14 protein-coding genes are annotated in these 21,211 nt (G+C 49.0%); 5 read left to right on the top strand and 9 right to left on the bottom strand.

Annotated elements, in window-relative coordinates; genetic code table 11:
- Positions 1–63: 63 nt before the first annotated feature.
- From clpX to tig, 3 genes are all read right to left on the bottom strand, one after another.
- Positions 64–1,320, bottom strand: a complete 1,257-nt coding sequence (gene clpX, locus BCY86_RS02415) for an ATP-dependent Clp protease ATP-binding subunit ClpX (RefSeq protein WP_075276293.1) — start codon at positions 1,318–1,320, stop codon at positions 64–66.
- A 229-nt stretch (positions 1,321–1,549) separates the two neighbouring features.
- Positions 1,550–2,227 (bottom strand): ATP-dependent Clp protease proteolytic subunit, encoded by a 678-nt coding sequence (locus BCY86_RS02410; protein WP_156865001.1) that lies wholly within the window; start codon positions 2,225–2,227, stop codon positions 1,550–1,552.
- 97 nt (positions 2,228–2,324) lie between these two features.
- Positions 2,325–3,653: a trigger factor gene (tig, locus tag BCY86_RS02405; protein ID WP_075276291.1), complete on the bottom strand. Its 1,329-nt coding sequence runs from the start codon at positions 3,651–3,653 to the stop codon at positions 2,325–2,327.
- A gap of 237 nt (positions 3,654–3,890) precedes the next feature.
- Here tig and BCY86_RS02400 point away from each other — a divergent pair, with 237 nt between their 5' ends.
- Together BCY86_RS02400 and BCY86_RS02395 are read left to right on the top strand one after the other, a co-directional pair.
- Positions 3,891–4,736 (top strand): ParA family protein, encoded by an 846-nt coding sequence (locus BCY86_RS02400; protein ID WP_275935838.1) that lies wholly within the window; start codon positions 3,891–3,893, stop codon positions 4,734–4,736.
- Positions 4,733–5,635 (top strand): ParB/RepB/Spo0J family partition protein, encoded by a 903-nt coding sequence (locus BCY86_RS02395; protein ID WP_075276290.1) that lies wholly within the window; start codon positions 4,733–4,735, stop codon positions 5,633–5,635. Before BCY86_RS02400 ends, BCY86_RS02395 begins: the two co-directional genes overlap by 4 nt.
- A gap of 327 nt (positions 5,636–5,962) precedes the next feature.
- Here the strand turns inward: BCY86_RS02395 and BCY86_RS02390 are convergent, their stop codons facing one another.
- The 6 genes from BCY86_RS02390 to BCY86_RS02345 all read right to left on the bottom strand — a co-directional run bounded on the left by BCY86_RS02390 (position 5,963) and on the right by BCY86_RS02345 (position 17,312).
- Complete coding sequence (locus tag BCY86_RS02390) at positions 5,963–6,163, bottom strand: hypothetical protein (protein ID WP_075276289.1); 201 nt, start codon at positions 6,161–6,163, stop codon at positions 5,963–5,965.
- Positions 6,164–7,420: 1,257 nt separating this feature from the next.
- Positions 7,421–8,317 carry a bifunctional methylenetetrahydrofolate dehydrogenase/methenyltetrahydrofolate cyclohydrolase FolD gene (gene folD, locus BCY86_RS02380; RefSeq protein WP_075276287.1) on the bottom strand — a complete coding sequence of 299 codons (897 nt, stop codon included), beginning with the start codon at positions 8,315–8,317 and terminating at the stop codon, positions 7,421–7,423.
- 2,147 nt (positions 8,318–10,464) lie between these two features.
- Positions 10,465–14,835, bottom strand: coding sequence for an isoleucine--tRNA ligase (ileS, locus tag BCY86_RS02360; protein WP_075276283.1), 4,371 nt, complete (start codon positions 14,833–14,835; stop codon positions 10,465–10,467).
- Positions 14,832–15,098, bottom strand: coding sequence for an acyl carrier protein (locus tag BCY86_RS02355; protein ID WP_075276282.1), 267 nt, complete (start codon positions 15,096–15,098; stop codon positions 14,832–14,834). Before BCY86_RS02355 ends, ileS begins: the two co-directional genes overlap by 4 nt.
- A gap of 45 nt (positions 15,099–15,143) precedes the next feature.
- The gene (locus tag BCY86_RS02350; RefSeq protein ID WP_083604127.1) at positions 15,144–15,398 is read right to left on the bottom strand and encodes an acyl carrier protein; all 255 of its coding nucleotides are present in this window, start codon (positions 15,396–15,398) and stop codon (positions 15,144–15,146) included.
- Between the two features lie 213 nt (positions 15,399–15,611).
- A complete protein-coding gene (locus BCY86_RS02345; protein ID WP_075276281.1) occupies positions 15,612–17,312 on the bottom strand; it encodes a fatty acyl-AMP ligase in 1,701 nt (566 codons plus the stop codon).
- Positions 17,313–17,409: 97 nt separating this feature from the next.
- On the opposite strand from BCY86_RS02345, the gene BCY86_RS02340 reads away from it, so the two are divergent.
- The 3 genes from BCY86_RS02340 (at position 17,410) to BCY86_RS02330 (ending at position 21,170) form a co-directional block, all read left to right on the top strand.
- Positions 17,410–18,720 carry a beta-ketoacyl-[acyl-carrier-protein] synthase family protein gene (locus BCY86_RS02340; protein ID WP_075276280.1) on the top strand — a complete coding sequence of 437 codons (1,311 nt, stop codon included), beginning with the start codon at positions 17,410–17,412 and terminating at the stop codon, positions 18,718–18,720.
- The gene (locus tag BCY86_RS02335; RefSeq protein ID WP_075276279.1) at positions 18,717–19,871 is read left to right on the top strand and encodes a beta-ketoacyl synthase N-terminal-like domain-containing protein; all 1,155 of its coding nucleotides are present in this window, start codon (positions 18,717–18,719) and stop codon (positions 19,869–19,871) included. Before BCY86_RS02340 ends, BCY86_RS02335 begins: the two co-directional genes overlap by 4 nt.
- A gap of 93 nt (positions 19,872–19,964) precedes the next feature.
- The gene (locus BCY86_RS02330; protein ID WP_075276278.1) at positions 19,965–21,170 is read left to right on the top strand and encodes an aminotransferase class I/II-fold pyridoxal phosphate-dependent enzyme; all 1,206 of its coding nucleotides are present in this window, start codon (positions 19,965–19,967) and stop codon (positions 21,168–21,170) included.
- Positions 21,171–21,211 lie beyond the last annotated feature (41 nt).

Genomic DNA, 21,211 nt, shown 5'->3' with positions numbered 1-21,211 from the left:
CCAAAAATGCAACTTCTTTAGTACAATCCTCTCTCCTTATTGCTCACTTTGGAGATGACTCACCTAAGCAAGTTCCGCTTCTTTCTGATACACAATCAAAGGCAACTCGCGCTTTGTGATCACCTCCTCATTGATTACCACTTCTTTAATATCGCTGTGAGACGGGACATCGTACATCATATCCAACATGGTATGCTCCAAAATCGCGCGAAGGCCGCGAGCCCCTGAATTGCGAGCCAACGCTTCGCGAGCAACTGCAGAAAGCGCCCCTTTGGTAAACTTGAGTTTAACGCCATCCATCTCAAACAGCTTTTGAAACTGCTTGACAAGCGCACTCCTCGGCTTGATGAGAACATCGACCAACGCATCTTCATCGAGCTCGTGAAGCGTCGCAAGGACAGGGAGCCTCCCAATAAACTCAGGGATTAAACCAAATTTTAAGAGATCCTCTGGCTGGACTTGTGCCAACAATTCCCCCAAATTGATGTCTTTTCTCGACTTGATATCCACTCCAAAACCGAGCGTCTGTTGTCCAATACGCCGACGAACATTCTCATCCAGCCCAAAGAATGCTCCTCCACAGATAAAGAGAATGTTCGTTGTATCCACTTGCACGAAATCCTGCTGTGGATGCTTTCGTCCCCCTTTAGGTGGAACATTGACAACCGTTCCTTCCAACATCTTTAAGAGCGCCTGTTGCACCCCTTCTCCACTCACGTCGCGGGTGATCGAAGGGTTATCGCTCTTACGAGAAATCTTATCGATTTCATCGATATACACGATCCCCCTCTGCGCACGCTCCACATCATGCCCCGCATTCTGCAGAAGCTGCGAAATCGCACTCTCCACATCCTCCCCAACATACCCAGCCTCGGTAAAAGTAGTTGCATCCGCAATGGAAAAAGGGACATCCAAGATTTTTGCGAGCGTTTGTGCAAAAAGCGTTTTCCCAGAACCTGTTGGCCCCAATAGTAGGATGTTGCTCTTGCTAAGCTCTACATCCTCCGTTTTGACTTGTGAATCGATCCGTTTATAATGATTGTAAACTGCAACCGCTAAAATCTTTTTCGCGCGCTCTTGCCCAATGATATGCTGATCCAAACTCGCCTTGATCACAGAGGGCTTGGGGAGAGGGGGTGGAGTCGAGCACGACTCATTTTTATCCACTTCCTCCGCCATGATCTCATCACAAAGGCCGATGCACTCATCACAGATATAAACACTCGGTCCTGCAATAAGCTTCTTAACCTCTTTTTGCAACTTACCGCAAAAAGAGCAGCTAAGATTGCCGTTCTGATGTTCGTCACGCTTACGGTCCACTTTACGCCCTGCTAACTAATGTTATTTTTTCACAAAGAGCCCACCAAACCATTTGTATTCGTGCGCCGTTCCACTTTTACAAACGGTCTTCTTTTCCACAGTGTAGCCTTTGAATTCTAGTCCTGCAAGAGACGAAAACAACTCTCTTTTCCCGACCTCATTTTTCTTTCTCCCTATCCATCAGACAGGTCAAGAAACCTTGATTGCGTTAGATTGTGATCCGTACAACTCAAGCTTCAGAGGCATTTCTCCCTTCTGGTCCAGAAGCTTTTTTAGGGACGAGCACTTCATCGATCAGCCCATACTCTTTCGCCTGAACTGCACCGAGATAAAAATCTCGGTCGATATCCTTATGGATCTGCTCCTGAGAACGCCCCGTCGCATACACCAAAATATCGACGAGTACATCTTTCTGATGGCGAATTTCGCGCGCTTGGATCTCGATATCGGTGGCTTGCCCCCGTGCTCCACCCAAAGGCTGGTGGATCATGATCCGCACATGAGGCAAAGCCAGTCTCCTCCCTTTTTCCCCTGCGCTTAAAAGCACTGCGGCCATTGATGCAGCCATCCCCAAACACGTTGTAGAAACTCTACTGCGCACATACCGCATTGTATCAAAAATAGCGAGACCACTCGTCACAACCCCACCGGGTGAGTTGATATAAAGCATGATCTCTTTATCCGGATCCTCACTCTCCAAGAAAAGAAATTGAGCGATGATGATATTGGCTACATCATCGTTGATTTCCGTCCCTAAAAATACAATCCGATCTCTGAGAAGGCGGCTAAAAATATCCCAGTTGCGCTCTCCACGATGGGTCGTCTCCACCACAGTGGGATACGGAATAAAATCCTTTGCCCTTTCTAACATGGAGATAGCCTGAGTGCGGTTCGAAGGGAATTTCATCGTCATACCTCAATTAAAAAACATCAGCCTGTATTCGTGAGTCTTGAATCTCCCGAAAGCCATTGCGATCCCTCGCCATCCGATGATCAGTGGATGCTCAAGCTCTCTGTTCATCCGATGCTTCTTTGATCACAGACTTACTCTCAATTAATGTCAGGACTTTATCTTCCAGAATCATCCCCATCAAGATCTGCTGCCTCTCTTGACCAGCATACTCCGCCTTAACCTTTGCGACGTTCTTTCCAGATTCCTCTGCAATCGCTTGATACGCCTTTTCGATATCCTCTCGAGCGATCTTAAGACCATGCTCTTGTGCAATCGCCCCCATAATGAACCCCGCCCGGACCTTTTTTTCCGCTTCACGCCTCAATTCTTCATGGGTCAGTAATGGTTTTGCTTCAACGTTGCGTTTAAAAGATGTGCGCAATGCATCAGCACACATCTCCTCCTCCACAAACTTCTGCTGCCGCTGGACAAGAGAGGAGGGGACTTCCATCGGATTGAGTTCACTTAATCGTTCGATGATCTGCTCTGCGAGCGCTTCGTCCGCACGCTGTTTCATCTCTTTTTCCAACTTCTGCTTGAGATGTACCCTCAACTCTTCGATGTTCGCAAATTCTCCAACATCTTTGGCGAACTCTTCGTCGAGCGCAGGGAGCACCTTCTCTTTCACCTCAGAGATCAAGAATTTGTAGCGTACTCTTTGACCCCGAACTGCAGGGGCTGCCTGGTCTTCAGGGGCAACGGTATCTACCACTACTTCTTTGCCCGCCTTCTTGCCCAACAAAGCCTGCTCGACAGCTGGCAGTACCTGTCCAACCCCCAGTTCTATCGATAAGGAGTGACTCCCCTTGCGATTGATCTTTCTGCCATTGACCCATACGTCCATCTCCACCATCAGAACATCTTGCTCCTGAGCAGCGCGAGGGGGCTGCGGAACTTGGAGAGAAACATAGCGCTGACGGAGCTCCTCCAGCGCTTCATCGACCATTGCGTCTGTCACCGCGATGCTAGGTCGAATCAGCTCTAACCCCTCGTATTTCACCCCTTTCACTTCAGGTGCCACTTCGAAAGAAGCTGTATACATAAAGGGTTGAGAAGGGTGTATTTCGTCTGTCGCTTGAGGCTTAATAGACGGAGTGCTTACAGGCATCAGCTTTTGCTCAGCAATGGCCTTAGGAAATGTTTCATCGACCAGTTTTTTAATAACCTCCTTTGCAATCTCTTGCTGAAATGCTGGCAATTGAGCAATCACATGTCGAGGCACCCTACCCGGGCGAAAACCAGGCAGTTTCACTTTACGAATGAAATCAGAATAAGCTCGATCGACGTAAGATTTCACAGTATCTACTGGAATTTCTACATCGAGTTGTATGGTGATAGGAGATGTACGCTGTGTCTTGACTTGCATGAGGAGTGGAAGCATACATGGCTCATCTGCCACGTCAAGCCATGATCTCAAGACCTAGAATGAAATGGATGTCAGCATGAAGCAAAGATCAAAAAAAACCCTCGAGCCGAGGCATGACTCGAGGGCCAAAGTGTCCCCGGGAAGAGACACGAACATGAATTCCCTTTTTTTACCACGCTAAGAAAGATAGATCAATACATTTACATACAGTGTATTATACACCGACAGAGCAAGCATTTATCCTCAACAATCATGGTTCCTTCTATCTCATCCATCGTTGCTCCTTCTTTCTACACAATGGCTATCGCAAGTCAAAAAGGGGGGGTCGGAAAGACAACAACGGCTATCAACCTAGCTGCCTGCATCGCCACAGCAGAACATCCAACCCTTCTCATCGACATGGACCCCCAGGGAAATGCGAGCTCGGGGGTAGGGATTCGTCCCCAAGAGCTCACGCTCAGCACCTACGACTGCCTGATCGAGCAAGCCCCCCTCGCAGATGTCCTTCAACCAACAGAGATTCCGCATCTACTCATCGCGCCCGCCAATCAAAATCTAGTAGCCGCTGAAATTGAGTTAATCGACGAAGAAGACCGCGCTTACCGTCTTAAAAAAGCGCTGCGGGGTTTCCAAGAGAGTCACCCCTCCTCTTTCGAATATGTGCTGATCGACTGCCCCCCTTCCTTAGGGCTCCTCACTGTCAACGCGCTCACTAGCTCCCATCGGGTGTTGGTCCCCCTCCAATGCGAATACTATTCCCTTGAAGGGCTCACACATCTTATGGCAACCATTGATCGAATCAAACATCACCTCAATCCATCTCTAGACATCGAAGGGATTCTGCTCACGATGTTCGACTCACGAAACAATTTAGCCCATCAAGTAGCAGCCGAAGTTCAGCGACACTTTCGGGTATTTAATACAATAATCCCACGCAATGTGCGTTTATCGGAAGCTCCTTCCCACGGTAAACCTTCTATTCTGTACGATGTACAGTCAAAAGGGTCTCAAGCATATCTAGCGCTCGCTCGGGAATTTCTTGAGACAAATCAAGCGGCTTTGCTTTCTTCTTCCTCTTCCAACGCGAGAGGCGAATGAGTTCTGAACAAAATAAAAGGCGCCCTCTCGGGCGGGGGTTAGATGCCCTTTTCCCCACTGCTTCTTCCCCTTCCTCTCCTTATGGGTCCAAAAATCTCTTCTTGTGCCCTATTGAGAAAATCATTCCTCAAGAAGGGCAACCACGGCAGTTTTTTCACTCCTCGTCCTTGCAGGAATTAGCCCTTTCGATTCGAACGCACGGAATGCTCGAACCGCTTGTCGTGCGTCGCAGCGAACACGTCCCTGATCAATTTGTGCTGATTGCAGGAGAGCGGCGATGGCGCGCCAGCCAACAAGCAGGGCTCAAAGAGGTGCTCGTCGTCGTCAAAGACGTTTCCGCACGGAATGCTTTCGAGCTCGCCCTTGTAGAAAACGTGCAACGAGAAGATTTGAATCCCATTGAACTGGCAGAAGCCATTCAACGATTGCTGGAAGAGCACAATTACACCCACGAGATTCTAGCCAAACGGCTAGGAAAAGATCGAAGCACATTGACCAACAGCTTGCGCCTTCTCCGTCTCCCCGCTGCAGTCCGCACGCAAGTCATTTCCGGCGCCCTTTCAGAAGGGCATGCGCGCGCCTTATTAGGTCTCTCCAATCCAGAGCAAATGGCAAGGATCGCAGAAAAAGTGATTCGGGGACGCCTCTCCGTCCGTGCGACGGAAGGTCTGATCCGTCAAGTAAACCCCTCTTCAACAAAAACCAAACAGCGGCAAAAAGGGGGTTCCCCAACCAAAACATCTGCGATCCGTCATCTCGAAACACAACTCACCCATGCCTTGGGGACGCGGGTCACCCTTCAAGATAAAGGGAACCGAGGGGAAATCCGAATCCACTACACAAATCTAGATGAACTCGATCAGATCCTCTCTAAGCTTTTGTCCTCGGACGGAGCTTAACAAGGAGGATAAAGAACTCAGCCCCTCTTCCCTGTCCACAGAATAGGATCATGGAAACAACCATCTCGTGAAGCAGCCCCCTTCCAAGTCCCTGTTCTCCTCATCCCTCTCTTCTATCCTCTTCCAGAGCATATCACCTAGCATTTTCCAGGCCTAGCAACCCCGATCTCAAAACCCAAGAAGTAGGAGAAGCCCAGTTTATCTAGACACAGATCGCAAGACCTCTGGTCTCATCACAATACATCCGCCCCCAATACCTTCCTCACCTCGAGTTACACGCAAGCCCCCTTGCCATCATATACATGGAAACAGCTAATTAATAACCCGTTACACTTTCATTCCGCTCACGGAAAGGATAACTCTTGGTTCATTGTAACCATATCCCCTCGCACACTCCTCTCCCTTTTCTGGATCTCCTCCCTCTGCTCTATTCGCAGGCAGCCGCTGCAGTAATAAAAACCAAGACAACAACCCTCCTGCTGCCGCTGCAACAGAAAATGCTCCTTCAACAAAAACAGAAGGCGGCAAAATCCTCCGTCCTCCTTACTTCCTCCTCATAATCTTCCTCCTCCACCTCCGACTCCCTGCATCCCCATCCCAAAGAAGGAGGTCGTTCTCTATCTCTCAGGATACGACACAACAGGGCCCCCCAGCCTCCAAGCCGCAGAAAAGGGAACGTCGCTGCCAAATGGTATAAAAATGATGGTATAGACTCGACTCAAGACCCCAAATAATCATTCGAGTTCGATTCAGACCGTGGTTCCGATTCCGTTCAGCTTCAGACAAGTATCGAATGCTAATGCTAGGATCAGATTCAATTAATTCCCTCGATCCAAATAATACAGCCTCCTCTATCGATATGTATATCGAACCCAGCTCTATTCCCACCCTAAACAATTTCGCAATTCTTACAGCAAGATGTATGCACGATTATGGTAAGGGATATATAATCAGAAGTTAACGAAAAGAATATCTTATTGAGGTGGACGGAGACAATTTGTTGCAGGGATCAATATACTCGCTGCCAACAAAAGAGTTCATCCAGTGATTGTTTTTGACCCTTCAAAGAAAACGGCATTCCTTTATATGAATGGAGCTCTTATCATTCAAGAAGCCCATGCATATGAATCGATAGGCGAGGTCTCAGGGAAACCACCTATGTTAGGAAGTGGAAAGGCATATTCCCTTTTGATGGTCTTATCGGAGAAGCGGCGTTCTGGAACAGAGCCATATCGTCGGCGGATGAAGTCAAAGATATCTATTATACAAGCAGGCAGCCGGGAGCTAAGCGTTGTGTCATACCAACACCTGTTACAACCCATCCATAAGTGGTACAAGAGAACAATGAGCTACTCGTGGCCATGAGCTTATACACCCCCCATCAAAACCCACTCATGGCCAATCATGCCCCCAAGTGACTGGCCATCATTTGTTTGTATTAGCGACAGGTGACGCGCAAGCAACCAGTCCTAGCCCCAAACCCAACGAAGCAAGATCAGACTTAACCCGGTCCAGGTATGGGATGATATCTTCTCTATCTCCCAGGGTACAATAAATAGGGGCTCCCAGTTGCAAAGCCGTAACGGGAGACAGCACCGCTAAATGGATTGCATGGAATCGGATAGACAAGGGTCAAAGCAATGGATGATCGTTCGAACCTTTATATTCGGACCGTGGTTCCGATTCCATTCATCCCACTTACGGCGATTATTCCTGAATAAAAATGACATCCATCCACTCAGACTTAATCATACCGCTTCAGGTTTTTTCTTTCTTCAAGCTGAGTTAATTACTGCTCAGAGTAGCGCGTTCGGCTTTCAATCGCTCGCGCGCTGCGCGCAAGGTATTTTTTAATAAACAAGCGATTGTTATCGGACCCACTCCCCCCGGTACTGGGGTGATTGCACGGACCCGCTCTTTTGCCTCTTCAAAGCAAACATCGCCAACGATCCGAGCATCTCCATCCGCTGTTTTGACCCGATTGATTCCCACATCAATCACCACAGCCCCTTCCTTGAGCCAATCCCCTCGCACCAACTCGGGCTGTCCGACAGCAGCCAACACAAGATCTGCCCGCCGGCATAGATGCAGCAAATGCGCAGTCCGTGAATGGGCGATGGTCACCGTCGCATGCGCAGCGAGAAGAAGTTGTGCTACTGGCTTTCCAACAATTACGCTGCGCCCCAACACAACAGCATCAATCCCTCTGAGATGGATCTTGGCTTCTGCAAGGAGTCGCATGCATGCAAGAGGGGTGCAAGGTACAAGCCGAGCACGGCCTAAAGCCAGCAAGCCGACATTGAAAGGATGAAATCCATCCACATCTTTCCAGGGGGAGATGGCAGAAATAACGGCTTCCTTTGAAATATGCGGCGGAAGGGGGAGTTGGACCAAAATTCCATCGACTGTTGGATCTGCGTTGAGTGCCTCAATGCGGGCAAGAAGCTCCTCCTGAGACAACGAAGCTTCTAGTAAGTGCCTGCGCCCTTTGATCCCCACTTCAAGAGATGCTTTTTCTTTATTGCGCGTATAGATCTGACTAGCTGGATTCTCTCCAACCAAAATGACATCGAGCCCAGGAGGACGACCATACATGCTCTGAAACGCGTCCACTTCCAAGCGCACCTCCTGCTTTACCGTTTCGGCGATACGCTTACCATCAAGAATCTCAACACTGCTCATGTGGTCTGGAATCACCTTAAGTTCCATCATTTGTCAAGCGCTTGAACAGGCTCACCTCTCATTTGGCTTCCTCTCACAGAATCCCCCAGCTATCTTGCAGAATTTCAGAGAGAGAACAAAAGAGCCGTCAAAGCATCTCCCTGTCTTCAAAAATCATCGAACACATACTCTCGATGGTACTTCCCCAGAATCCAAAGAATGACCATACCTGGATGAGTTTTTAGAAACTCTCCCGCCTGTAGATGATATTACTCCTCTCGAGAATGACTCGATAAGCGGGTGATCAATCGACCCTATGTAGTAGAAGGAGATTGTACCTGCCCTGATAAGCTGATGCGTTTAAAATTCGGTAAAGCACCAAGTGACTGAAGTCATCTCTTTGAATAGTGGAAAAAAATCCCAACGTTCAGCACATCAAGCTGCTTCCAATGTGGAGGAAACTCACCAAACAATTTATCTGTAAATCGTTCCCCTTCAATTCATAACTTGTTGAGACACGTTTTTTTGGCCAGGATTGTCAGGATCCTCATTGGGTGTTTCTGTGTAAAAAATTGCAAGCGCGCGATCGGTGAAATGACCCCCAACTAACGCCAGCGTTTCTAATTTTCTAATTGGAGTGTGCTCTTTGCAGCGAGGCAAGCTCTTGGATTGCTTCATCATTAAGGTTGGCGTCGAACAAGCGAAGGTGAGCCAGCGCCTTCCATTGAGCTGCATGTGCGAAATGGCTTTGCACCTGGTATATTGTTCAACTCGAGTTTTTCGAGTTCAGAGGAAGGGGGCTACTCTAACTCTAAGCAACTCAGATAAAAGTACCGTTCATTTCCCTGGTCATCTTTATCATTGACGATACACAATCATTGATGACACACAGCTCACGCAAATCGCGACACCGAACCACAAACTCATGGAGCCACTGATATTGCTGTGCATTTTGGTATCCAACCCACAATTTCTCAATGTTTTTTTCCATTCCTCTGACAGTTTTAGGCAATTGAACAGAAATGCATCAAGCGTTTCCTTTGAAAAGTCCACAGTAGCAAACAGAATCTCTGCAATACGTTCACACTCCTCTTGATCACGAAGCAGACCTTGATCATGTAGAGTTTAAGCGAAGTTTTTGGCTCAACATGTTGATTAAATTCATCAAGCACAGAGAGGAAAGCTGTCCTACATTCAGAGGATTCAATAGAGGCATGATAGTACACCAGTAAATTTGTCTCCCCTTCTCAATTGCTGTTCGTAGTGTTTCGAACCCCGGCTTGAGTATCACTTCCAGTAACCTCCTCGATCGATCTATCCAGTTGTCCTCACGGGAATCCGACTGAGGGCAGACTCCAGGATAAGCGTTGGCTAGAGTGACTCGTTGAAGCGTTTTGGCCAGAGGACTTGGATCCGAAAAGGCCTCCAACCCCTCTCTCTGGAGGGATGCGAGAGTAATCAAGATGGATTGTTAGAATAGGAACTTGGTGATCTCCTCAAAGTCTGCAACCATCAGCTTACTATATTGCACGCACAAGAATTCGATCATCACACTTGGGAAAGGGGAAAAGAGGATATGGCAAGACGGAACACTGCCTCAATGTCCTCCGCAGGAAGGAAGGCTCGCGTTGCACGTTGGATAGAAAATTCAGGTGAACAGCCCAAACAGGAATATAAATGCCCCTTTCGCTCATGGATGCGAACGGATCGCGAAAGAAATGGCAAGTATTGTTGAATGTGCCCACGTCAGAGACGGGAAGATAGGTAGCAATTTCACAAAGTACTAACTCAAGAAGGTTCTTCAGATGGAGTGTTTGCTGTTCAAAGTCTTCAGTGTCATGATTGGCGCATTCTTACTCTACATCCTCTTTTGTACTCTCTCTATTCGTCTCCCCTTGTAGAAATTCCGTCTCCTCTTTCTGCTCTTGTACAATGTCTGTCCCTTCTATTCCCAACTTTAATCTAGACAAGCTTTCTAGCTCTGCATCAGTTCCCTTTTTCCTCTCTTTCTCTTCTTAGAAGCATAAATTAAGCATGTCTTAATTTATTCGGAATACAAGTTTAGTCCAAGACGATTCTCATAGTGTAAGGAGTCAGACCTAAAAGGATTTCAAATCTTTACCTGATGAAATAGGAAGCGCTCTATAAGAGAAGGGCGGGTAGCAAGGCTAAACGCTTCGCTGAGAAGAGGAATGATCGACAGGTTCCTTCTTCCTCTGCCCCCCCTGACCCATATCCAGCGCCATCAGACCGGCTCCCACACAGATCACGATGTCCGCCACATTGAAAGTAGGCCACCGGTAGTCTTTTCCATTCCAAATCACATGAGCGTGGATAAAGTCGATTACATAACCGTAATAGACCCGATCCACGAGATTCCCAAAGGCTCCCCCCAACACAAGGGCAAGCCCCCACTTGAGGGCTTTCTGACTAGCCTCAAGGCGAAGGTAGAGGTTGAGGATAAAGACCATGGAAATAATAGAAACGAGTAGGAAAAAAGGGCGACGGAAAGATTCCGGCGCATCGTGCAACAAACTCCAGGCACCTCCCCTGTTCTCAGCCAATGTAAATGCCAAATAATTCGGGATAATTTCCTGATAATGCGGGTAGGCGCGTAAATGGTGCTCTATCCACCTTTTGGTTAGCATATCGGTCAGAAAAGAGAGTGAAAAAACTATCGCAAGGAAACCATACGGGGGACGAAATGGGGAAGGAGAAGAAGAAGGCAAGGGGACTTGTTCTTTTTGCATGGGAGTTGGAATCAATGAAGAAAAGGTCGGAAAGACAGAAACAGGGGTAGATGAGAGAGCACCTCCCCCTTCCCCTTCTTTTGATCCTGTCCACAATTTCATGTGTACGCGCATGGTTTCCCCTTCGACTTGGACTTCTTGCGTTTCCAAGGGGGAAGAGGCGAGCTGATCGCGGGAGACGACAGAGAACGACTCAGCGAGTACTTCCTCGCGAATCTCTTGGGCTCTTTCTTCCAAAAGGGCGTGGAGATGACTCCCCTCCACGCCTAGAACGAGAGCGACTCGATCCGTAAACTCAAGTCCTTTCTCTTTCCGAAGATGTTGAAGCCGGTTTAGCAACTCACGCACGAATCCCAATCCGCGCAGCATATCATCGAGTTTGGTATCGAGAACGACAGCTCCTACCTTCCCAGAAGAAGCTGCATACCCTTCTTTGGCTTCAAGGATCACCTCGACATCACCCACGCGAAGCTCAACTCCATCGAAGAGAAACGAGCCCTGCGTGAAGAGAGAGGTATGGAGTTCAAACGCCTCTTCCGATGAGAGTTTTGCAAAGCGTGACTTGAGCCGCTGGGCTTCCTTTCCAAGACCACGTTTCCCTAATGATCGGAAATTTGGCTTTAGCCGATAATCAACCAAATGGTGCGCTTGGGAAGGGGACAACCAGGAGATCGAGAGAACATGGAGCTCCTGCCGAATTAATTCTTCAGCCGATGCGAGTGATTGTTGAATATGAGGATCTGTCACCACCAGATAAGCAGTCTGAAGCGGCTGGCGTACTTTCAGTTGGTGTTGCATGCGCACTTGGAGTCCCACACTGACCAGCTCACGCAAATGACTCATTTTTTGAGAAAGGGGGAGATTAATATACGATTCCTGAGGAGATGGATAAGAAGTAAGGTGAACACTTCTCGGAACTTCCTTGCCTAAACGACGAGCGGGCTCAAATACCAGATTCTGATATATCTCTTCAGCCATAAAAGGAACGAATGGAGCCATGGCAGAAGCGAGAGTAACCAACATGTCATAGAGCGTACTGTACGCGTTGGACTTGTCTGAATCCCACCCCGATCGCCAGAACCTGCCGCGACAGCGACGGACATACCAGTTAGAGAGGTTATCAATAAAGCCTTTCAACCGTTGCGCCGCAGCATAGACATCGAACGCATCGAGACTGGAACGGACACTCTGAAGTGTCAGCATAAGTTCACTGCGAATCCACCGATCCATCTCCGGCAACGTCTCAATAGATGGGACCCGATCCGCATCTGAAGTCGTCCAGGGATTGAAAGTGTCAATCGACGCATAGATGGTGAAAAACGAATAGACATTCCTGAGTTTGAGAAGGGACTCCTGCTGTGCCAGACGAACATTCGACAACGAATGACGGATGGTGTTCCAGGGTGGACTCGAAGCATAAAAAAACCAACGGAATGCATCTGCCCCTGGCGCAGGAGTTGCTGTATCTTCCAAGCAAATCCGCTCTTGGCTTGGAAGCCAGGAGATATCCGAAGGTTTGACGTGTTTTTGAGAAGTAGGACGGATTCTCAACACAAAACAATCCTCTTCATGCACAATCACAATACGCCTACGAAGCCGCTTGTCCGCTTGTACTTTCAATGAGATCGCTTTTTCAGGGGTCTCCTTGCAATATACCCGCAAGACCGATCCGCCGGCTACATCTAGCCCTTGGAGATCATCTTCCGCTATCCAAGCAACCCCTGGAGCACTTTGGAGAAAAGGGAAATCCTGTGCTGAAAAAACGGCAAATTCCATCCGAACCTTTTCCAAAATCACTTCCGGGGGGATAAAGTTTCCTTTCGATTTGGACTCTTTCTTGCCATGGCAATCGCTCACATGGCCAAGCACCAAACAAGTCCGGTAGGAAGGGATAGACCGGATCCACTCGGCATGGTCCTCTTGCTGGCTCTCTTTCCCTTGGGGGAGGAGCAGATTGACCATCAGTAATGAATAGAACCATCCACGAGTCTGGTCGATCGCTTCCGAGATAAAATCCGCTGGAAAACTTGCTTTAAATTCGTCCTGTCCAGCATGCGGAAACCCCCACTGTGCAAAAGGCATACACCCTGAATCGAACCAACAATCCACAACATCAGGAACCCTGCGGTAGATTCCCTCTTCGCCTGGATTCTGCCAGGTTACTTGATCGATCCAAGGCTTATGCACCATAAGATGAGAAGGGAGCGAAGGGTCTTCCTCTCGCGCTTTATAAAAAGCATCAAAAGCCGCAGGATTCTTAGCCAGAATTTCGGCTACTGAAGACGGAGCTTCAGTAGCCCCTGTTTTATCATTGATCCAAATATTGAGAGGAGTCCCCCAGTACCGCTCTCGCGAAAGGGCCCAATCCACATTGTTCGCGAGAAAGTCACCAAACCTCCCCTCTCCAACATGGGAAGGAACCCAGTGGATATGTCGATTGGCAGCCTGAGCATGCTCTTTAAAATCCGTCGTACGGATATACCAAGCGGGTCTGGCATACTGGATGAGCGGATCCCCGTCCGCCCTCCAACAGAAAGGATAGTCATGGCGGATCACTTCCGCATGGATCAGAAGGTCACGCTCACGGAGCTCCATCTGCAGTGCCTTATCGCAGTCTTTAATCCACTTACCACGATAAGCGGAAAATTGATCAACAAACGTCCCGTCTTCCCGGACAGCGCACAGAAGAGGAACGTCTGCAGGTTTTTTAAGACGAGCCAGTTCACGCAAATGGACCCGATGGTCATCCTCTCCAAAAGCAGGAGCAATGTGGACAAGCCCCGTCCCTGTCTTGAGTTCGACAAAATCTGCAGCTACGACCCGCCAATACATGGGGATCTGTTCACCCGTTTTTTTTGTGACAGTCGTATCGAACCAAGACGCAGCGTACAGATCAAAAGGTGGGCGATACCTCTTGCCAACAAGAGAGTCCCCTTTGAAAACCTGTTCCACCGAAAGAGGGGTCTTAAGACTGTCAGCCAAAGGAGCGACACGCTCTTGAGCAACAATACACCGCCATGAACCGATCTTCACCTCCGCATAGAGACAGTCTGGATGTACAGCTACATAAGCATTGGAGGGGAGTGTCCACGGCGTGGTCGTCCATACGACAAGCGCACGATCGGATTCATCTACGAGAGGGAAGACAACATAGATCGCTGGGTCGTCGACTTGCTTATACCCTTGCCCTACTTCTGCAGCACTGAGCGCCGTCCCCCCTTGAGACCACCACCACACCACCTTATGGCCTTGATAGAGCAGGCCTCTGCGATGCAGCTGGGACAGAGCCCACCAGACACTCTCCACATACTCCTGATGGTAGGTAACATAGGCAGAAGACAGATCGACCCAAAATCCGATCCGCTCGGTGATCTTTTCCCATTCCTCTGTATATCGGAACACTGACTTCATGCAATGTCGAACAAATGGTTCAACACCACAGGTCTCGATAGCCCCCTTTCCGTGGATACCGAGCTCCTTTTCCACTTCCACTTCCACAGGAAGGCCATGGGTATCCCAACCTGCTTTCCTCGGGACGAAAAAGCCTTGCATCGTTTTATACCGCAGGAAAAGATCTTTAATTACCCTCGTCAGCACATGCCCATTATGAGGCAAGCCATTCGCAGTAGGGGGCCCCTCATAAAAAACAAAACGAGGTCTTCCCTCGCGCTGGGAAAGCGAACGCTCGAGAATCCGGTTCTCCTTCCAGAAGGAAAGGATCTTCTGTTCTTCCTCAGCAAAATGGAAGGAAGAGGAGACGCGCTGAAAGAGGGGAACAGAAACTGTCATGAGGTCGCTTCAAAAGGAGACGCCTCTTTCTCTTCGAGCTTGCGCCGGACGAGTTCGTAGGACTTTTCAAGGGTAGAAACCTGCTGCAATTCTGAATCATGAATCGTGATTTTGTATTGGCGTTCAATGGCAGCAACGATCTCGACCCCCATCATCGAATCGATACCCAAGTCTTTAAATAACGCTGTCTCTTCTACTTTATCAATTTCGGCGATTTCTTGAATAAGAGCACGTAAATCTTCTTTAAGAGTTGTTGGCACCATGATTCTCTATCCGGATATCTCCATTGTGATGATAACTGGCTTTACTTATTCCACCATTTGTTGACGTTTCGCAACGACTTCAAGAAGGTCGCGAACAGTATTGATTCCTGTGAGCTGATCATCAGGGATCTGAATATTCAATTCACGCTCCATCGCCCCTATGATTTCAAGCATATTGAGAGAATCAATCCCCAATTCGCTGATCACGGTATGCTCTTCAACGGTTTGAAATTCACGTTCGACAACTGCTGAGGCTGTTATGCAAAAGATATTTAGTAATTCTTCTCTGCTGGTCGCCATAGGGCGCCTCCCATTTTTAGATACTTAATTCTAAGCCATTCTTTTTGATGAACTCCCCTTCTCAATCCCCTACAGCACTGGAGAAACAAACAGGATAAGAACCCTAATCTCCCTTCCAACAAATAACGATGAATGACACCTCTCGTATGAGATAGGCCACATCTATCCAATTCGACGTTCCAAGTCAACGCGCGCGGTTTTTTTCCTTCTGCTTTACACGGATTGATTATCCTCGCCCTCTCGGCAACGGTCGCGGGTGGTCAGCTGCCCCTTGAGATACATCTCCTTCGTTTTAGACCGCTGTGATTTACCACTTGAAGTGCGAGGCAACGTACCAGGCGCAACCAACACCACTTTATGCACCGTCAGTCCAAATGCTGATGTAATCGTTGACGAAATGGCTTCGATAAGACCCTTTTGTTCTCCTCCTAACGCCTCCACACAGACAACAAGTTGCTCCTCCCCTTCTACCTCTACCCCAATCGCAACCGCGTTCCCCCGACGAATTCCAGGGAGTTCAGAAATAATCCACTCAATATCGCTCGGATAGAAATTGCGTCCCCGTATAATGATCACATCTTTCATACGGCCACAAATAAAAAGTGATCCGTCTACCGTATACCCCAGATCGCCCGTGTAGAGCCATCCATTGCGAAATGCGGCTTGGGTGGACTCAGGATGACGATAATACCCAGCCGTAACGCTTGGGCCGCGGACAATCACTTGCCCCACTTGACGATCTCCCAAACGCTCCCCCTGCTCATTAACTATACCGATCTCATGACCCACAAAAGGCTTACCACAATTGACAACTTCTATCGTTTCCTCATCTCCTTGACACGCTGGACAAGGAGTCCCTCCCTGCAACGAAGATATGCTGACTTCATCGACAGAAAGGCCCAAAAAAAGAGGAGAAAAGGTGATCGCAAGTGTCGCTTCCGCCATCCCATACGAAGGCAGCAAAGCCTTGGGATTGAAACCGGTAGGGGCGAGGAGCGTGGCGAACTCCCGCAAGGTTTTCGCTTGAATCGGCTCAGCTCCACATCCTGCGCTCCGAATGCAAGACAGGTCCATGTGGGCGATATCCTTTTCTCGGATCCTCTTTGCGATAAGCGCATAGGCAAAATTGGGGGCAAACGTTAAAGTACCGCGATGTTTATGGAGGGTCTCCAGCCAGAGACGAGGGGTCCGAACAAAAGAAGAGGTCGGGATAAAAACCACCGGAATATTCACTGCAAGAGGTCCGATAACGAAACCTATGAGCCCCATATCGTGGAAAAGAGGGAGCCAACTGACCCCCTTATCTACCGATGAATCCTTATGAACCCCCTCCACCATAAACGCATAGGCATTCGCCATTAAATTGGCATGCGTCACCATGACCCCTTTAGGGCGAGAAGTACTCCCTGAAGTGAATTGCAAGAATGCCAAATCGCTCGGCTGAACATCAACCGTATGGAAAGGGCCTACGGATTCTTTGAATTGATTAACCGTGATCACCGCTTTGGCATCGGAATGCTGAGCCAACACCGGTTCAAGAATCGCTTTAACAGCCCCTGTTGTAATCACGAGCGCAGGAGCACAGGCATCCAGAATATGGCCAACAATCGCATAGTAGGTCTCTATGCCTTTAAAGGAAAGCTGAGGATAAATCGGAACAGGAACAGCCCCTGCAATCATCGCCCCTAAGAAACTGAGGATAAATTCGTCCTCTTCTGGAACAATCAGGGCGACACGCTCCCCCTTTCGAATTCCATGCGCGATTAGATGCGCCGCACGACACTCCGCTTGCTGATAAATAAGAGAAAAAGGATAATAGGATTCGCTCCCATCCGACTGAAGAAAAGTAAAGCCATGTCGGTGTTCAGAGGCAAGTGCCCGTATTGCATCGACAAGGGTAGGTGCTATGTTCATGACACGTTCGTCTCCTTCAATTGAATCTATCTCCCAGCGCCCTCTACTTCGTGGTAGGCTTCGATGCAAGGCTAGACTACACAATGACTTGAACTAAATGTTAAATTTCTTTCCCCATCCCTCCATTTCTCCAACTCCACGGGCCTTGATTACGGGGGTCGGCGTTGTCAGCTCGATCGGGCTCGGACGGGCCGCTTTTTTTGAAGCGCTCAAGCGAGGCCAAAGCGGGATCTCACCTATCGAAGCCTTCGATGTGTCGACTCTTGGGCGCAAATACGGAGGGGAAGTCAAAAACTTCCATCCCCCCGATCACCTAACCTCTGCCGAATTGCACAGGATGGGTCGATGCTCAGCGATGGCACTCGCTGCAGCCCGCATGGCCATTGCCGATGCACACCTCCCTCTCAAATCACTCAAAGGCCCCCGCACCGCAGTCGTAATCGGGACGACAATGGGAGAAGCTCAGATCCTTGAGGAATTGGATCACGCCTGGATCGCACAAGGGCCACATGCTATCAAAAAAACGATGATTCCTAAATTCGGGTCTACCCTTCTCCCAATCCATATCGCCCGCGCGATTGGAGCAGAAGGGATGGCTCTGACTCTGCCAGCCGCTTGTGCAGCAGGGAACTATGCCATCGGTTTTGCTTCCGATCTGATCCGCTCCAGACGCGCAGACATTGTCATTACGGGAGCTGCTGAATTGCTGCAAGAGCTTCAATTTACTGGTTTCGTTCGGCTTGCCGCAATGGCCCCCGAGCGATGTCAGCCCTTCGATCTAAATCGGCAAGGCCTTATTGTTGGAGAAGGGGCAGGGATCCTTGTGATTGAGTCCGAGAAACACGCCATCCAGCGCAATGCAACCCCTCAAGCTGAAATAGGTGGCTATGGGCTTTCCTGCGATGCCTACCATATCACACGACCTCATCCTAAAGCGGAAGGGAGCATCCGAGCGATGCGATGGGCAATTGAACGTTCAGGAATTACTCCTGCTCAGGTCGATTTCATCAATGCGCATGGAACAGGCACACGCGCCAACGACGTCATCGAAACGAAAGTGATCAAAGAAATTTTTGGCACCCAGTCTATCCCTGTTTCAAGCATTAAAGGGATGCTCGGCCACTGTATGGGTGCAGCCAGCGCACTTGAAGCGATCTCTTGTGTGCTGACGCTTGAAACGAATACTTATCCCCCCACATTGGGATATGAAACACCAGACCCAGAATGCGATTTAAACGTGGTAGGTAATCAAGCGAAGATGGGAAAAGCGGATATTGTTCTCAATAATTCTCTCGCTTTTGGAGGGTACAATGCAGTGATCTGTTTTGCAAAACCTGAACGACTTCCACCCCCCGGTGAAATCTGCGCCTCTCTTCAATCCTCCTCTTCCTCGGAAGCAATCGCGTGAACCCTCTCTGCATCACAGGGATGGGCATCGTCTCTGCCCTCGGTATCGGTAAAGAAAGCTTTTATGAAGCGATGGACGACCCTCGCACACACATCCAGCGCCGAGAAGGACGAACCGAGGCCGCACAGAGCTCCCGTTACCCTCAAGCACACGTCACAGAAATTCAACAGTTCGATGCAGCTAAATACCTAGGAGACAAAGGGTTGCGCATCTTGGATCGGCTAACGAAGCTGCTCGTGGTCGCCACACGGCTAACGATGCACGACGCTGGCTATAAAAAGGATGGAGCCTATGTGCAGCTCTCTCCTGAGCGAGTAGGTCTCTGCTCTTCCAATGCTTATGGAAGTCTGGAAGCGGTCACAGAGCTAGGTCGAGTCGCCATTTTAGAAGACGCCCGCTACATCAACCCCGCCAAATTTCCAAATACCGTAAGCAACAGTGCAGCAGGATATGCAAGCATTTGGGAAGATCTCCGAGCGCTCAATGTATCTGTATCCGATGGCAACTGCGGAGCCCTAGATGTAGTCGCTTGTGCGGATATCTTCCTGCAGGCAAAACGAGCCGATGCTATCCTCGTAGGAGGGGCAGAGGCGATCAGCGAGGCACTGTATCTCGCTTTTCACAAATTAGGAGCACTCGAATCGCAAGTGCGGTTAGGGGAAGGCGCCAGTTTTTTTTCGCTCGAATCGGAGGAGGTGGCCACCCATCGAGGAGCTCACTGCATGGCAAAAATTATCGGCTATGGCACTGCAGTGGTGTCCCCCAAAACCGCTTCCAAGTTGATTTATGCATCGGAACAAGTAGTTGAAAAAGCGATCCACCTCGCCCTTCAAGACAGCCAGATCTCAAAAAACGAAATCGACATTGTAGCTTCCGGGTTATCGGGCCTTCCTGCTTTCGATCAAGCCGAATTGACTGGAATTCAACGGGTGTTGGGGCCAAAAACATGCATCGCCGCCCCTAAACTAATCTTTGGAGAGACGCTAGGCGCGGGCGGAGCGATGAACATAGCTGCCCTTTTAGCTTGGTTCCAAGGGGTTAAGCCTTCCGCTCTCGTTGCGGGTTCCCCCCCGCCCTCTCTTAAAACTGCACTGGTGACAGCGATGGGATTTTATGGCAATGCATCTGCTGTTATCCTATGTAGACCATAATCGAGAAGCATGATGGAGATCAATAAAACAGTGCACTCTCATCAAAGACGCACCTAAGCCAATAGGGTACAATCAACGTGAAAGGAGTAAAGCGTGTCTTGGATCGACCAAAAAGCCTATCAAGAATTAGTCCGAGTGCGAGAAGCGCGCGCGAAACAAGTTTACCCTTACTTTCTTCCGTTTGATTCCGGCGGGATCCACACAACCATTCACGGCAAACCGATTATCAATTTCAGTTCCAACGATTATCTGGGTTTGACCAATCACCCAAGGGTCAAAGAAGCTTCCATCAAAGCTGTTGAAAAGTACGCTTGCGGTCTTTCCAGTTCGCGCATCCAAGCAACCACTGTAGAACACGTCGAGCTTGAAAGAAGACTTGCAAAGTGGTTTGGGTTTGAGCAATGCCTTATGTTCACAACAGGCTATCAAGCAATGCTCGGTACGCTAACGTCTCTTGTCGATCAGAACACCACGGTCATTCTCGACAGCTTCAGCCACGCGTGTATCCTTGATGGAACATTTTTATCCGCAGGGGTCCCCGGACAAAATCCAGAAATTCGCTTTTTCAACCACAACTCCACAAAGAGCTTAGAGCGAACGCTGAAAACACGCGAACGAAAAAATGCGCTTGTGGTTGTCGAAGGGATCTATTCCCTTGATGGAGACCTCGCTCATCTCGATCAATTGGTTGAGATCTGCGATCGCTATGAGGCGGTGTTGATATGCGATGATGCCCATGGCACAGGTACCCTAGGCACGCGTGGAACAGGGATTGTAGAAGATCTAGGACTTCAAGGGAAAGTCCCTATTGTGATTTCCACTTTCTCAAAAACTTTTGGAGGGATCGGCGGCGTTCTCCTCGCGTCAGGAGATGTGGTTGACTTGGTAAAACACACAGCACGCTCCTTTGTGTTCAGCGCTTCTCTGCCTGTCCCGATCGTCGCCGCAGCTGCGACCATACTTGATATTCTCGAAGAAGAAGGGCCAACTCTCGTGCGCGAGCTTCACCAAAAAGCGAACTACATGCGGAGTCGGTTAACTTCAATCGGATTCGATCTCGGGCAAAGCAACACGCATATCATGCCGGTGATGTGCCGTGATGAACGCAAAGCGCTTTTTATGCACGTAGCCCTTCTCGAATGTGGGGTCTTAATCATCCCAATCACGTATCCCGGTGTTAAACACGGAGAAGAGCGATTGCGAGTCAACATTACGCGAGGGCACACCGAAGAAGACATGAACCGTGCTGTCGAACTGCTGAAAGAATACGGAGAAGCGTTCTTTGTACTTTCCAATTAAGAAACAGGCCCTCTCATCCCTTCCCATTCATTAAAAGGAGG

Source organism: Pajaroellobacter abortibovis (assembly GCF_001931505.1).
GTDB classification, from domain to species: Bacteria; Myxococcota_A; Polyangia; order Polyangiales; family Polyangiaceae; genus Pajaroellobacter; species Pajaroellobacter abortibovis.
Note: the sequence above shows the minus strand (reverse complement) of the source record. Positions and strands in the feature narration are given on the sequence as shown.